Source organism: bacterium, from assembly GCA_016703265.1.
Classification (GTDB): Bacteria; Krumholzibacteriota; Krumholzibacteriia; order LZORAL124-64-63; family LZORAL124-64-63; genus CAINDZ01.
In genome coordinates this window covers 169330-183913 of record JADJCK010000004.1, presented here as the reverse complement: position 1 = coordinate 183913, position 14584 = coordinate 169330, and the positions used below count along the sequence as shown (strand labels likewise).

The 14584-nt window shown below is 66.5% G+C and carries 13 protein-coding genes; 9 read left to right on the top strand and 4 right to left on the bottom strand.

What is annotated here, in order from left to right; genetic code table 11:
* Positions 1–12: 12 nt before the first annotated feature.
* Positions 13–1389, bottom strand: coding sequence for a hypothetical protein (locus IPG61_08105; protein MBK6734042.1), 1377 nt, complete (start codon positions 1387–1389; stop codon positions 13–15).
* An 80-nt stretch (positions 1390–1469) separates the two neighbouring features.
* The gene (locus IPG61_08100) at positions 1470–2012 is read right to left on the bottom strand and encodes a VCBS repeat-containing protein (GenBank protein MBK6734041.1); all 543 of its coding nucleotides are present in this window, start codon (positions 2010–2012) and stop codon (positions 1470–1472) included.
* A gap of 622 nt (positions 2013–2634) precedes the next feature.
* Here IPG61_08100 and IPG61_08095 point away from each other — a divergent pair.
* Positions 2635–3420, top strand: a complete 786-nt coding sequence (locus IPG61_08095) for a hypothetical protein (protein MBK6734040.1) — start codon at positions 2635–2637, stop codon at positions 3418–3420.
* Between the two features lie 157 nt (positions 3421–3577).
* On the opposite strand, the gene IPG61_08090 is transcribed toward IPG61_08095, so the two are convergent.
* Together IPG61_08090 and IPG61_08085 are read right to left on the bottom strand one after the other, a co-directional pair.
* Positions 3578–4522 carry a T9SS type A sorting domain-containing protein gene (locus tag IPG61_08090; protein MBK6734039.1) on the bottom strand — a complete coding sequence of 315 codons (945 nt, stop codon included), beginning with the start codon at positions 4520–4522 and terminating at the stop codon, positions 3578–3580.
* A 565-nt stretch (positions 4523–5087) separates the two neighbouring features.
* Positions 5088–5669, bottom strand: coding sequence for a hypothetical protein (locus tag IPG61_08085; protein ID MBK6734038.1), 582 nt, complete (start codon positions 5667–5669; stop codon positions 5088–5090).
* 425 nt (positions 5670–6094) lie between these two features.
* On the opposite strand from IPG61_08085, the gene IPG61_08080 reads away from it, so the two are divergent.
* From IPG61_08080 to IPG61_08045, 8 genes are all read left to right on the top strand, one after another.
* Positions 6095–7264 carry a TlpA family protein disulfide reductase gene (locus IPG61_08080; protein MBK6734037.1) on the top strand — a complete coding sequence of 390 codons (1170 nt, stop codon included), beginning with the start codon at positions 6095–6097 and terminating at the stop codon, positions 7262–7264.
* A 364-nt stretch (positions 7265–7628) separates the two neighbouring features.
* Complete coding sequence (locus IPG61_08075) at positions 7629–8834, top strand: alpha/beta fold hydrolase (protein MBK6734036.1); 1206 nt, start codon at positions 7629–7631, stop codon at positions 8832–8834.
* Positions 8835–9156: 322 nt separating this feature from the next.
* On the top strand, positions 9157–11133 hold the full coding sequence (locus IPG61_08070; protein ID MBK6734035.1) for an ABC-F family ATP-binding cassette domain-containing protein: 1977 nt from the start codon (positions 9157–9159) through the stop codon (positions 11131–11133).
* Between the two features lie 18 nt (positions 11134–11151).
* The gene (gene hflX, locus IPG61_08065; protein ID MBK6734034.1) at positions 11152–12489 is read left to right on the top strand and encodes a GTPase HflX; all 1338 of its coding nucleotides are present in this window, start codon (positions 11152–11154) and stop codon (positions 12487–12489) included.
* A 168-nt stretch (positions 12490–12657) separates the two neighbouring features.
* On the top strand, positions 12658–13074 hold the full coding sequence (locus IPG61_08060; GenBank protein MBK6734033.1) for a GspH/FimT family pseudopilin: 417 nt from the start codon (positions 12658–12660) through the stop codon (positions 13072–13074).
* 3 nt (positions 13075–13077) lie between these two features.
* Positions 13078–13467, top strand: coding sequence for a prepilin-type N-terminal cleavage/methylation domain-containing protein (locus IPG61_08055; GenBank protein ID MBK6734032.1), 390 nt, complete (start codon positions 13078–13080; stop codon positions 13465–13467).
* Between the two features lie 22 nt (positions 13468–13489).
* A complete protein-coding gene (locus IPG61_08050) occupies positions 13490–14077 on the top strand; it encodes a prepilin-type N-terminal cleavage/methylation domain-containing protein (protein MBK6734031.1) in 588 nt (195 codons plus the stop codon).
* A 23-nt stretch (positions 14078–14100) separates the two neighbouring features.
* Positions 14101–14568 carry a hypothetical protein gene (locus tag IPG61_08045; GenBank protein MBK6734030.1) on the top strand — a complete coding sequence of 156 codons (468 nt, stop codon included), beginning with the start codon at positions 14101–14103 and terminating at the stop codon, positions 14566–14568.
* Positions 14569–14584: the final 16 nt, after the last annotated feature.

Genomic DNA, 14584 nt, shown 5'->3' with positions numbered 1-14584 from the left:
GCTGCACCGTGCCTAGTTCAAGACGTCCCCAGCGCACCGCCGCGGCCCCGCTGACGCAGCCGCCGCCCCGGGTAGAAATCGAACGCGGCCCTGGCTGTCGCTCTTGCTGCCCTTCAGGATCGGCCAGGATGCCGGCGGTACGCAAAAGCGCAGACCTTCGACTCCCTCGAAGTCCAGGAAAGTGCCGGCGAGATGCGGAATCGGCTCACCGTTCTCATCCCTCAAGATCACGAAGAGTGTCGCGGATTCGTCCGGTCCGATCAGGCACTCTGCTGGTACCGTACTGCGGTCGGGGTCGGGTTCCCGTGTGGGCGCAGTGATGACAACGGATTGCAGGATGGAGTTGTTGTCGCGCCCAAGACATTCCGGCACAGACGCATCGGCATTGATCAGGAGGCCGATGTGGCCATTGCCGGCCATGAGCGCCGAGAGTGGAACGTCCACGACGCTGCGATACTCCATGCCGGGTTGCAGTGGCTGCGCGACCTCGACATCTTCGAGGATCAGATCGTCGGCGTCGCCGAGCCGGCTGTTGCGCGAGAAGACGACGCGATCGTGCCACACCGTGCCGGTTGCAGTCCCAATGCCGGTCTGGCGCACTGCATATGAAACCGTGAGACGCGACTCGGTTGTGAATTCGCCGGCGAGATCCAAATCGACGGGCGCAAGGTCGATCGTGGATGGATCGGTCGCGAGCAACGCCGCGGGCTCGAAGGCGTATACGGCGCCGACCCCGGTGATTCCCTCGGCCCTGGACGCGGCAATCAGCAACTCTGCGCGACCGTCATCATCGACATCGCCCAGTTGCATCGCTCCGTAACCCGTGAGCCAGTCCTGTGCGCCTGCGCTCAAAACCTGCCAACACGGGTCCGTGGCCAGGTCGACCATGGTCCCAACACGTGCCGTGGGCACGATATGCAGCACTCCGCCGTCAGGACGTTGGTTGTCCACACCGGGGTCCAGGTACGAACCGCAAAGAATCTCAAAATCACCATCTTCATTGAGATCAAGGAACGCGCCATGGCTCAGAGCACCGTTCGGCGAAGCTCCGACGATCGTCTGTCGTGCGATCTGGCCGACATCGTGCACGGGCATCCAGTTCGACGAGCCGCGAACCACGTAACCGAGGCCGGATCCGTTCCGGTCGCCACCCGGGGCGTCCGCCAACGGAGCGAACAGCAACAGGTCGTCATAGTCGGCACCGCGCGCGCGAACGGTACAGCGCGCCATCAGGCGGTCACCCGCGTGGTCGCCGTAGATGATCACGGCAGCGTCGGTTCGCAGATCAACCTGGGCCGGCCAAAGAGCCCGGCCCCAAACAACGGCCACCTCGCCGGCGCCGGATCTGCTGTTCCCTGGACCGTCTGCGAACGGTGCGCTGATCACCACATCGGCAATGCTGTCGCCATTGAGGTCGCCGGATGCCGCGCAGCGACCGTTCAGTCCCGACGCGTAGCCGTCGCCGGAGTCTATCCCGACGATACGAATGCCCTGGTCGAGAAGGATCTCCGCGTTCGGCGTGCGACGCCCCAGGGCGATGTAGCAGGCGTTGACGTTGCTCCGCCCGTGATGTCGAGCGACGGCGCCACGATCAGGAGATCGTCGATCCCGTCGGCGTCGACATCCCCGGATGCCAAAGATGCACCCGCACGGCTGCCGGATGCGGCCAGGAGCGTGACGTCGTCGACGTCATTGATGCGGTGTGACCCGTTGAGCTGTATGGGGCCGAGAAGAACATAGCATTTGCTGACCCCATAGGCGCCGAGAACGAGATCGGATTTGCCGTCTCCGTTCCAGTCCGCAACGATGGCCGTCCCCAAGTGTGCGCGCGCAGCGGGGCCGGACAGAACGACACCCGCGGTGGAGAATCCCGCGGTGCGGCCCTCCTCCAGAGGGCCCTTCCAGATCGTCACCGTACCGGCTTCGGAAAGGCCGCCGGCGTCGGAATCCGGGGGCGGAGACAATGATTTCGGCGATGCCGTCACCGTCGAGATCGTGAACCACGATGTCATGTCCGACGACGCGCTGAGAAGCGTTGTCCGCAGCAATACGGCTCAGGTCGGCTGGTGGGTCGGCAAGACGCAGTACCGGGCATCCGTCCGCAGAGACGAGCCTAAGCCCGGTGCCGACTGCATAGTCGCCCGGAACGTCGCGTTGAAATTGCGTTGGCGAATCGGGGACATCGGTTGTCTGTGCATCTGCTGGTCCTACACCGAGCACGGCACACGCGATCATCGCAGCCAGGCCGTAGATTCTGGTTCTTTTCAATGTCCCCGCCCCTTTTGATGTTGGGTATCAGCGGCAGGCATTTTCGTCGCCGCGGATGACACGCCCTGCCCTCACTCCGATGACTAGCCTGGGTACTGTCGGCGGGTGGTCACGCATGTGACGCACCGTCCAATCCAGTCCGGTTCGAACCCACATGCATTCCTGCGTAGATTTTCGTCACACCATGGAACGGCGCACGACACCCATCACGCAGGCAAGTTGAGGCTACCGCGCGGTCACCGCCCGAGAGATGGGTCTCAATCTGCCCGCAGTCATGGGTTGGCCGGTTTGCTATTGGTGCATGCGGCCTATTAGAACAAGAGGACGCCGCAATAACTGGTGTCCATACCGAACGAGGAGACGATCATGTTCAGCAATTGGAACGTATCGCGTTGGGTCAACGAGCACCGGGCGCACCTGGTCATTTCCCTGGCGGCTATGCTGACCTTCGGGATCCTGGCCGGATGCTCCGAGATCTCACCGCTTGCCCCGCAGGCGGGGGGCAACGAATCGGTGCCCGAGTCACAGACTATTGTCAAGCCGACCCGACTCGATGACAGCGTGGAGCCGGAGATGGCAACCGGCCCGATGGATGAACCCGTGGCAGCGGACAAGGCCGGGCGCGTGTTGACGATGTACGCTACGCAGATGTATCGCCCCGATGGTCACTGGGCCAATGCGAATGGCGCTCTGGGCGCTCCGGTGGCCAACGACAACCAGAATGCCAACCTGTTCGCCTACAACGATGTAATGGGTTCGACGTACCTTCTGCGCGCCGAGTGGTTCAATGTGCCGGCCCTCTTGCCGCGTGAAGTCATCACCGGGGTCTATGTGGATGTCAATGCTCGCTACGACGCCGGCACCTCGGCCAATGCGATGAGGCTGTCCGCGGACTACATCGGGACCGACGGCCTCTACCACCGCGTGGCGCGGGACGCGACGTGGACCCAGACGACCTCGGATGACCTGTTTCGCTGGCGGATGGGTGGCGCGTACGGCTGGAACATCACCAGCCTGCGGCCGACCTGGACGATCAACGACGTGTGGATGATCGAACTCGGCGCACGCCGGTTCCCCAACAACGATTTCGCCGGAACGTCGCGGGCGCGGGTGAATGCGTTCAAGATCACGATTACGACCGCGATCCTGTAGGCAATCGAATGGCGCGGTCTCTACGGACCGTGCCGCGAGTGATAGCAAGCTGCCCGCCCCGATCGCAGGATCCGGGCGGGCAGCGTCTTTGTGGAAGGCCTCGATTCCGGCGCCGGCGGGAAGCCCGCTTGTCCGGACGCCGGCCTGACGAAAGCAGCTACCTCTGAACCACGATCTTTGCCGCCCGCTGCGCCGCCGCCGTGGACACGATCGCATGGTAGACGCCGCTGGCCACGGGCACCCCGGCATCGTCCTTGCCGTCCCAGGTCAGCACGGCATCGTTGCCCAGCAGCCCTCGCGCGATCTCCCGCACCAGATGGCCACGCAGGTCGTAGATCTTCACATGGGCCGGGTCGGAGCCGGGGACATCAACGTGCAGGGAAAAGGCGCCGCCGCCGGGGTTGGGGAAGGCCTGCACCCGAAACGCGGGGCTCGCGGCGTCTCCTTCGACGTGGGCGGCGACACCGCCATCCTTGTAGACCATCCCGGACACGGCGCTTTCGATCCGCAGCGATTCCTGCAGCGGCGTGCCGCCGGGACCCTGAAAGTTCCCCAGGATGAACGAATCGGGCCACAGCGCGGCAGCCGTCGCCGACCCGGAGAGGAGTCCCCAGAGTCCGGCCGAGCGGGCAGCGGCTTCGATGTAGACGTCGGCGGACATGCGGATCGTGACCTGGGTCTGGCCGATGCCAACGGCAACGGGTACCGTCCCGGAGGAGCTGAGGTAGGTCTCGGTGGGCGTCACGCTTTCCGACTCGACGGAGTCGGCGCCGGCCAGAACCAGATGGCCGTCCACGGAGCCCGTGATCGTGGCTTTGGCGAAGCCCCGTGTAACCTCCGGGTTGCCGAAGGACTCTGCAGCCACCAGACTCACGCCCAGGCTGTAAGGCAGTTCAACTGTCGTGATCTCGTTCGATAAGAACGTGACCACATCGCAGTATTCCAGAGTGCCCTTTGCCTGCCAGACGACTGGACCGCCGGGATCGCCCATCTGGAACGCGTACGCGGACGGACCGCCACGACCGTGCACGATCACCGGGAAGTAATCGCAGTTCACCGAGATTTCGGGGAGTGGTAGTGCACCCGCAAAGGCCGTTCTCAAGCACTTCCTGGACTTGACCGACGGCGCCCACGATGGTTGCGCCGAAGTCGAACGTGTAATTGCTACTGTTGACGCCGATGGGTATCGACACACCAAGGAAGCCCACCTCAACGCCGGCATCCTCGCAACGATCCAGTGCCCACAGGGCGGCGTTGATCGGGCCGGAAATCACGCCCAGGTTGTCGTAACCGATCCCGTACTTGACCGTGTGCTGGAACTGGACGGGCGAAAGCCCCTCGCATTGTGCCGTCGCCGTTGTCACGCTTCCGGCTCCGATGGTTGTCAACGCAACGGTGGAGACGACGACGAGAAACGCTTTCATGACACGTACTCCTTTGCGGCATGTGCCCGCGGCGAGTGCCGGTTGCTTGCGTCGGATTCCGCAACCCTGAGCGTATAAGCGAAAGTTTCCGCCGGAATCGGCAATTTCCGCGCGGCCTCTCGTAATCACTGAATAGCGGGCGTCCGTCGAGGCTTTGCGGCAGGTGAAAGGGGAGAGTCTATATGCAAAAAGCCGGCCGCGCCCAGGGTTGGCGCGGCCGGCCCGTTAGTCCAGAGGGATCGGCTACTCCCAGTCCACGTGCGCGGCCAGGCTTTTCATGATGCGGGTGTGGATCTGACGGCACGCCTCGTTCCGCAGGGAATCATCGGCATTCGCTGCCGACTTCATCTGCATGCCCGAATCGCCGCACTGGTCGGTATTGCCGTCTACCCAGTTCCCGACTTCGTGGATCCGTGTGCATTCAACGCTTTCCTCAAGCCCCGAGTCCGCACAGGCCGCTCCGCTCGTGGTGATGGTCATCTCACCGTCGACGACATACTGTTTGCGGTTGACGACGACCAGGGTGCCCGCGACGGCAAAGTTCATGTGGCAGGTTTCATCCCCCAATTGAAACTCGCAATCGATGACATAGGAATTTCCGGACCTTACGAGGGCGCACTCCTCGCCCACGGCAGGGATCCAATCCGACGGACAGACGAGATCAGTAAAGGTGTCCTCGGACGTAAGTTCGTCAGTTGTGCAATCATACTCCTTTGAGGAAACAGACCAGTGGCCGCTGTCGACGGGATCAGCGGACTTCGCCTGTTCGTCATGCTTGCTGCACCCACTACTAAGGCCGGCGCCTACGATGAGCAGGGCGATCATCAGAGATCTTGAACTGTTTGCCATGGTTGGGCTCCCATTTGCGAAACGAGTTAGCCGCGGACAAGGCGATTCCAGGTTGTCCTTGACGACTTTCCTGAAGCAGGCCTGGCGCGGGCGGCCATGTCCGGGGTGTGACGACGCCCGGGCTCTTGGTGTTCTCTGTCGGAGCACGCCCGCAGGTGTGACAGTTGCATGTTCAGTCTGGGGTGTTGACAGGCCGCCGGCCGTACGAGGTGTCTCCGGACCCCGGGCCGGGCCAGCGAGGCATTGCCGGGTTGGGTTGCTCCTGCGGACGTCCATTCCTGCTTGACGACGTGACGAGGCCACGGGATCGTTGCCTGCCGTGCCGATGGGTGAGGTGCTTATAGCCTGGGCCCCGGTACAGGAGGCCCTGGCGATAACGAGCAGCGATCCCGAGGTGATCCATGTCTTTACGCAACTTCCCGACTACACCCATTGCGACTGCATTGCTGGCGATCCTGATCGCCGTGCTGGTGCCGTCGGCGCACGCGGCCGAGGCGGCGTCCGCCACGCTCGGCATCGGCGACAACGCCCCGGCCCTCGAAGTCGAGGCCTGGCTCAAGGGCGAACCGGTTCCGCAGTTCCTGCGCGGGCGTGCCTACATCGTCGAGTTCTGGGCCACCTGGTGCATGCCGTGCGTCTACGGCATGCCGCACCTGACCGAGATGCAGTCGCGATGGGCGGATCGCGTCACGGTGATCGGGGTCGACGTGTTCGATGGCAATGCCGACGCAGCGGACAGCGTCACGACACGGGAACGGGTCGCGGCGTTCGTCGCCGCGCGGGACTCGGTGATCGGCTATCGCATCGCCTTCGACGGCGAGTCGCAGAAGGCTGCCGCCAGCTGGCTGCGGGCGGCGGGCCTGAACACGATTCCGTCGGCGGTCCTTGTCGATGGCGAGGGGCGCATCGCGCACATCGGCAACCCGGCGCAAGCCGCGTTCGAGCAGGCGGTGCAGGCGGTGCTCGACGGGAGCCACGACCTGGCCGCGGCGCGCGTGGCGTACGAGGCGGAACGTGAGCAGGCCAAGGCCCGGGCCAGCGCCCGCAAGGCGGCCTCGCTGCGGCTCGACGCCGAGGTGGCGAACGCACTGCCGCACATCAGGGCCGGCCGGAACGCCGATGGTGCGGCCGTGCTCGACACCCTCGACGGCGTGTTCGACGCGCTGGGCCCGACGGCGCGCGACCAGGCCAAGGTGGCCGCTTGCCGGACGCTGTATGCCGCCGGCGAGGTGGCCGTGGCCGACGCCTACGTCGACCATCTGCTGGCTGCCGATGCGATGGCTTCGGGCCTGGAGCTGAACGAGATCGCGTGGATCATGATCAACCCCGATGCGCCGGTGGCGGGCGCTGACCCGCGGCGCGCGTTGCGCTGCGCGGAGCGCGCGCTGGCCATCCTCGAGCCCGACCTGCAGATGTATCGCACCATCATCATGGAAGTGCAGGCCCGCAGCCTGTGGCAATCCGGCGAACGCGAACGCGCCGTGGCGGTGCTGACCGAGGCTGTGGCGATCGAGACGAACGAGAGGTTGCGGGCCGGGTTGCAGGAGTTGCTGGCGGGTTATACGCGGTAGGGTGGGGGCGCAGGGAGTTCATGGATAGGCGCCAAGTCCACATCAGCCGCTTCCTCAGCTACGTCCTGCGTCACCGCCCGGCGCGTGGGTGTCCGGTGCGGGACTCCGGTCGTCCTGCGCGTGCCGTCAGGGGCGATGTGCCGCGCGGGTGTCGCGTTCTTCGTTGCGGCGAACGAGGTTTGGCTTACCGGGCGGGTGGGGGCGGAGTATATTGAAGAGCTGAGAGCAGGGCTGCGCTTCATGAAGTGCTAGCTGCTGTTGCGCGGATATTGGAGACGAAGGAGGCGGGAACATGGCCAGACCGTTGATTCAGCCCCGTTGCAATGGCGCCCGGGCATTGTTGTGCGCAGGGGCGTGGCTAGCCGTGATGGGGTTCGCCGGACTTGCGCCGGCGCAAGTGAACTCGGCACCCGCCGCCGCCACGCAAACTGCCGCCGCCACCACCGCCCAATCCTTCGCCAACGCCGTCGTCGCCCGCGATGGCGCCGCGGCGCGCGCCCTCGGCGACGCCAAGCTCGCCGCCGCCATGACCGACGCGACCATCAGCCAGATCATGGCTGCGGTGACCGCGCAGGTCGGCGCCGTCACCGGCACCGACGCTGCCTGGCTGGAGACCGCCGAGAGCGGTTTCACCCACCATCGCGTCGCGCTGCGCGGCGAGAAGGGCATCCTCGACTTCCAGGTCGTTGTCGACGGCAGTGGGCACGTGGCCGGGTTGTGGCTGAAGCCGCACCAGGCGGCGCCGGGCAAGGTGGAAGCGCCGGCCAAGGACGAAGGCCCCCAGCCGCGCCAGGTTGAAGTGAGCGTCGGCCCCGCCGACAGCGCGCTGCCCGGCACGCTGACCCTCCCCGACGGTGACGGCCCGTTCCCCGTCGTGGTCCTTGTGCACGGCAGCGGACCCAGTGATCGCGACGGCAACGTCTCAGGCAATCGCCCCTACCGCGACATTGCGCACGGCTTGGCGACGAAAGGCGTCGCCACGCTGCGTTACGACAAGCGCAGCTTCGCGAACCCGGGCTCGCTGATGGCCCACGGCGCGGCGATGACGGTGCAGCACGAGTCCATCGACGACGCCGTGGCCGCGGTGGCGCTGCTGCGCACGCGGCCGGAGATCGACCCCGCGCGCGTCTACGTGCTGGGGCATTCGCTGGGCGGCATGGTGGCGCCGCGCATTGCCGGGCAGGCCAAGGCCGACGGCATGATCATCCTGGCCGGGGCCACGCGGCCGCTGCCCGAGGTGGTGCTCGAGCAGGTGCGGTACATTGCCGCCGTCGACGACGTCCTGACGATGGACGAGGTGATCGAAAACGAGCGCATGGCGGAGTCCGTGAAGCGTTACCGTGAGGCGCCGGCCGGTACGGGCACCTTCATGGGCCTGCCCGCCGGCTACCTGGCCGACCTCGAGGCGCACGACGCCCCGGCCGAGGCGGCCGCCCTCGACATCCCCGTGCTCGTGCTCCAGGGAGCCCGCGACTACCAGGTCACCATGGAAGACCTCCGGCGCTGGCAGGCCGCCCTGCCCCCGGCCCGCGCACCTGTTATAAGGTGTACGGCGACCTCGACCACCTGATGCGCCAGGGCGAAGGCAAATCAAAGCCCGCCGACTACACGACCCCCAAACCCGTGGCCCCCATGGTCATCGAGGACATCGCCCGTTTCATCCAACAAGGATGCGCCACCCCCAGACGTTGACCAAAAGAAGCGCCGGGTGGACAACCCCACCCCCAAGCCTAAATTACCAGCGATGTCGTCACGTAGCCGACCCAAGGCCGTGAGGTGGTGGTCCAGTTCCGGTGGGGGACTGGACTAATCCGCAGGAGCGAAGCGACGAGGACTGTCCAGCCCCCCACCGGAACTGGACCACCACCACCCCGACGACCTTAGGCCGGCCCATGCTGACGATCTCAGACGCCCATTTCGACTTCGGAAGAGAGCGCATCCTCAGGGGCGCTTCCTTCGCCGTCTACTCCGGCCAGAAATGCGCCCTGGTGGGCCCCAACGGCGCCGGCAAGACCACCCTGCTGAACATCCTGGCCGGCGAGATCGCGCTGCAGGGCGGCTCGCGGTCGCTGATCGGCGGCACGCAGCTGAAGTACCTCAGGCAGGAGACCACGCTGGAGGTGGGCGCGCACGGCGGGCCCGGGCGCGTGGTCGATGCGGTGGCCGATGCGGCGTTCGCCCGCGAGCGGCAGCTCGAGCGCGAGCTGGCCGATGTCTCGGCGCGCCTGGCGGCGCCGCACGACGAGGCGGCGCAGCACCAGTACATCCGCGAGCAGGGCCGGCTGCAGGAGGAGTTCGATCGGCGGGGCGGCTACACCATGCAGGCGCGGCTCGAGGCGGCGCTCAGCGGCGTGGGCCTGCCGCGCTCGACCTGGCAGTTGTCGCCCGAGCGGCTCAGCGGCGGTGAGCGGCGACGCGCTGCACTGGCGTCCGTGCTGCTGAGCGGCGCCGACCTGCTGCTGCTGGACGAGCCCACCAACCATCTCGACCTCGAGTCCTGCGAGTGGCTCGAGAACTTCCTGGCGCAGTGCCGCGGGGCCGCGATCATCGTCTCGCACGATCGCTGGTTCCTGGATCGCGCCACCACGCGCACGCTGCACCTGAACCGCGGCCGCATCGACAGCTACAGCGGCAACTACTCGTTCTTCGACGAGCAGAGCCTGCTGCGCTGGCAGCAGGACGAAGCGGCCTGGCAGCGGCAGCAGGCGAAGATCCGCCAGACCGAGGACTACATCCGGCGCAACCTGGAAGGCCAGAACACGAAGCAGGCCCAGGGCAGGCGCAAGCTGCTGGACCGCGAAGAGAGGCTCGAGCGACCCTCGACCGAGCCGGGGCTGTTCCGCTTCGCGCTGAAGTCGCAACGCCAGAGCGGCGGCACGGTGCTCGAGATGCGCGGGCTGGGCAAGGGCTTCGGCGGGCGCATGCTGGTGCGGGGGCTCGACCTGCACGTGTCGAAGGGCGAGCGGCTGGGCATCATCGGGCCCAACGGGTGCGGCAAGTCGACGCTGCTCAAGCTGCTGTCGGGCAAGCAGGTGCCGGACGAGGGCCGCGTGGTGGTGGGGCACAACGTCGACCTTGGCTATTATGACCAGGAGCTGTCGGGCGTCTCGGACCACAACACGGTGATCGCCGAGATCGGTTCGGTGGATCCCGCCGCGACGCTGGGCGAGCTGCGCAGTTTCCTGGCCGCATTCGGCTACGGCGAGGACCTGTACGACCGGCCGGTGGGGCAGCTTTCGGGCGGTGAGCGCGGGCGGCTGGCCCTGCTGCGCCTGATCAAGGAAGGGCACAACACGCTGCTGCTCGACGAGCCCACGAACCATCTGGATGTGCGCAGCCGCGAATCGCTGGAAGCCGCCCTGCGGGACTACGACGGCACGCTGATCGTGGTCTCGCACGACCGGCGCTTCCTCGACAAGGTGGTGCACAAGCTGCTCGTGTTCCCGCCGCTCGATGCGGACGGGCTGCCCACCGGCGTGGTGACGCTGTTCGACGGCGGCTGGGCCGAATGGGTGAAGGACCGCGCGGGGCGCACGCAGACCGCTTCGCTGGCGCCGGCGGGCGCGGGTGCGGGCGCCACGGCGACCGCGAAGGCGACTGCGGCCGCGGCGCCGATGGCCGACGCGGACACCGGCAAGGGCGGCCTGAGCAAGAATGAGCAGAAACGCCGCCGGCAGTGGATCGCCCAGGCGGAGGAGGCCATCCTGGCGCTCGAGGCGGAAAAAGAGACCTGTTTCGCGCTGATGGCCGCGCCCGACACCGGCAGCGAGCAGCGCGCGCAGGCGGGGCGGCGCATCATCGAAGTGGAGGCCGCGCTGCAGAAGCACCTGGCCGACTGGGAACAATGGCACCTCGAGATCGAGGGCTGAGAAGGATCGCGGACAGCTATGGGAACACGTCAAGACGAACAGGCCGGATTCAGCACCGAACGGCCGCGCGAGCGGGCGGTCATCGTCGGGGTCAACCTGCCGGACGCCTGGCTGGGCGGCAAGGGCGGCCAGGCCGACCTGCCCGAGCTGGCGCAGCTGGCCGACACGGCCGGCGCCGATGTGGTGGGGCGCATCGAGCAGACGCGGCCCAAGCCGGAGTCGGCCACGTTCGTGGGCTCGGGCAAGCTGGCCGAGCTGAAGGAGATGGTGGTCGAGCGCGAGGCCACGCTGGTCATCTTCGACAACGACCTTTCGCCGGCGCAGGGGCGCAACCTCGAGAAGCACCTCGAGGTCAACATCCTCGACCGCACCGAGCTCATCCTCGACATCTTCGCCAAGCACGCCAGCACGCGGCAGTCGCGCCTGCAGGTCGAGCTGGCGCAGCTGCAATACCTGCTGCCGCGCCTGACCCGGCTGTGGTCGCACCTGGAGCGGCAGGCCGGCGGCATCGGCACGCGCGGCCCGGGCGAGACGCAGCTGGAGACGGACCGCCGGCTGCTGGGGCGGCGCATCGCGCAGCTGCGCACCGAGCTGAAGGAAATCGAGTCGACGCGGCGCACCCAGACCGCCTCGCGCGAGGACGTGTTCAAGGCGGCGCTGGTCGGCTACACCAACGCCGGCAAGTCGACGCTGATGAACGCCATCACGCAGGCCGACGTGTACGTGAAGAACCAGCTGTTCGCCACGCTCGACGCGACCACGCGCCGCGTCGACGTGGACGAGCGGCGGCGGTTCCTGTTGACCGACACGGTGGGCTTCATCCGCAAGCTGCCGCACAACCTGGTCGAGAGCTTCAAGGCCACGCTGCAGGAGGTGCGCGAGGCCGACCTGCTCGTGCACGTGGTCGACGCCGGCGCGGAGGATCCCGACCACCAGATCGCCTCGGTGGAGAAGGTGCTGAAGGAGCTGGCCCCGCGCGACGCGAAGGGCAAGCCCGCCGACACCCTCGACAAGCCCACGCTGATGGTCTTCAACAAGATCGACCTGGTCGACGCCGAGCTGTTCGCCAACCGCTACCGCCGGCAGTACCCCGAGGCGCTGTTCGTCTCGGGCACCGACCCGGCCGGGGGCGCCGCCGTGCGCGACGCCATCCTCGAGCGGCGCCTGGGCGGCGAGATGATTCGCACCGTGCGCCTGCCGCTCACGCAACTGGCGGCCCTCAGTTCGTTCCACCGCACGCAGTCGCTCCTGGAGCAGGTATTCGAGGGCGATTCGTGCCTGGCCACCCTGCGCCTGTCGACCATCGAACTGAATCGCCTGGTTTCGCGTGAGGGCGCCGTCCTGATCGAAGACTAAAGATATCCGCCTGCCCGCCAGTGGCCCCGGATCGGGGCACACCCCTTGCAGAAAATTGCTGAGGATTCGCAAGATCCGGCCGATAGAGGTTCGGGGGAAGCCTCTGCCGTGGGCACACGGTGGGTTGTTCCGGTATCGGCGGGAATCCCGCGAGGGAAGGGCGTATATATGAAACGCGAACAGCGACAAGGATTTACGCTCGTCGAGATGATGCTCGTCATTTCGCTCGTGGGCGTGCTGGCGGCCATGTCGGCTCCGCCGTTCTTCCGCTACCTGGCTTCGAACAAGCTGGCCACGCAGGCGGATCGCATGGTCGCCGACCTGCAATACGCACGGTCGCTGTCGGTCTCGAACTCCCAGATCCTGCGCTTCTCGACCACCGAGACGGGCTACACGCTGACCAACCCGGTGTCGGGCGTCGTGATCCGCGACAGCAACTTCGGCGCGGGACTGGGCCTCGCCACGGCGCAGACGGCGGACTTCTTCCCCTGGGGGATGGCCGATCCTGTCGTCTTCACGCTGACCAACCACGCCGGCACCAGGCAGATCTCGGTACTGCCCACCGGCCTGGTGGAGGTGAACTGAACCATGTTGCGCAAGCTTTGGCAGTTGAGCCGGATGCCGGCGGCGAAGGTCGCCCGCGACGGCTTCTCGCTGGTCGAGATCCTGATGGTCCTGATGATCCTGACGGTGGGCGTGCTGCCCATCGCCCTGATCCAGCATCGCGCGCGACAGGAAGTCACCGAGGCCGACCACCACACCCAGGCGATCGCGGTGGCGCAATCGCAGCTCGAGCGCATCAAGGCGCTCGGCTTCGGGAACATCGTCGGCGAGAACGGCCAGGTAGGACCGGTGACCTGGGTGGCGCAGGTCAACAACGTCGGCTTCGGACTCGACCGCGTGACGGTGACGACGACGTGGCGGAACAAGGCCGACATCGAAACGATGACAATCTCGGGCCTGGTCTCGATGCGCTAGCCGCGCGGACGAGGGAGAAGGCATGAACATCGAAAAGGAACACCACGTGCGTGGACGCTCCGGCATGACGCTGGTCGAGCTGATGATCTCGCTGGTCATCTTCGGCGTGGTCATCGCTGTGGTCTTCGGCTTCCTGACGGAATCCAGGCGCAGCTATACGGCCACGCGGCAGAAGGCCCAGTACCAGCAGGGTCTGCGCGCGGTGATGTCGCTGGTCACGCGCGAGGTGCGCTCGGCCGGCTGCGACCCGGAGGACGCGGGCTTCGAGCGCTTCTCGACCGCTTCGGCGACGCAGGTTCGTTTCCGGATGGACCTGAACGGCGACGCCGACGTGACCGACAACGCTCCGGACGAGGACGTCACCTACGCGTTCGACGCAGGCGCCGGCACGCTTTCGCGCGACATCGGCGGTGGCCCCGTCGTGATCCTGCGGGACCTGGCCAACGTGACGTTCGACTACTTCGACGAAGACGGCAACCTGCTGACAGCGTTCCCGCTGAACGCGACCGACCGCTCGGCCATCCGCGCGGTCACCTTGACGATGTCGGGAGAGACGGACAAGCACGAGCCGGTGGACTACAGCACGCGCATCGTGGTGCGCAACAATTGACACGCCCTGTCCGGGAGCATGTGATGAAGAACCAGATGACCACCGATACCCAGAGCCGGAGCGCCGGAACCGTGCGCGTCGACCGCGAGGGCTTTGCCATGGTCACCGCCCTGCTGGTGGTGCTGGTGCTGAGCGTTCTGGCTGTCGGCGCAACGTGGCTGGCCTCGTCAGAGAAGAAGACGACCGTTGCCGAGGCGCTGCACGTGCGCTCGGTGTTCGCGGCCGACGCCGGCAGCGAGGCGGGCATCAACTTCATCCGCAACTCGGAGTCGCCGCCCATGCGAACCCACAGCGTGGATGAAACCGCGATCGAAGGAACCCAGACCTACAGTTTCGACGCCGCGTTCGACGGTCGGGAGATCCGACCCGGATGGGGCGATGACTATTTCGACTACGACTACCGCATCGCCGCGCTGGGAGAGGCCGGTCGTTCCGGCCAGAGCGGCGTCGCCGTCGTTGTCGCGCGACTGTACAAGAAGGGCTACCGGTAGTCGATGGCCGGTGTCC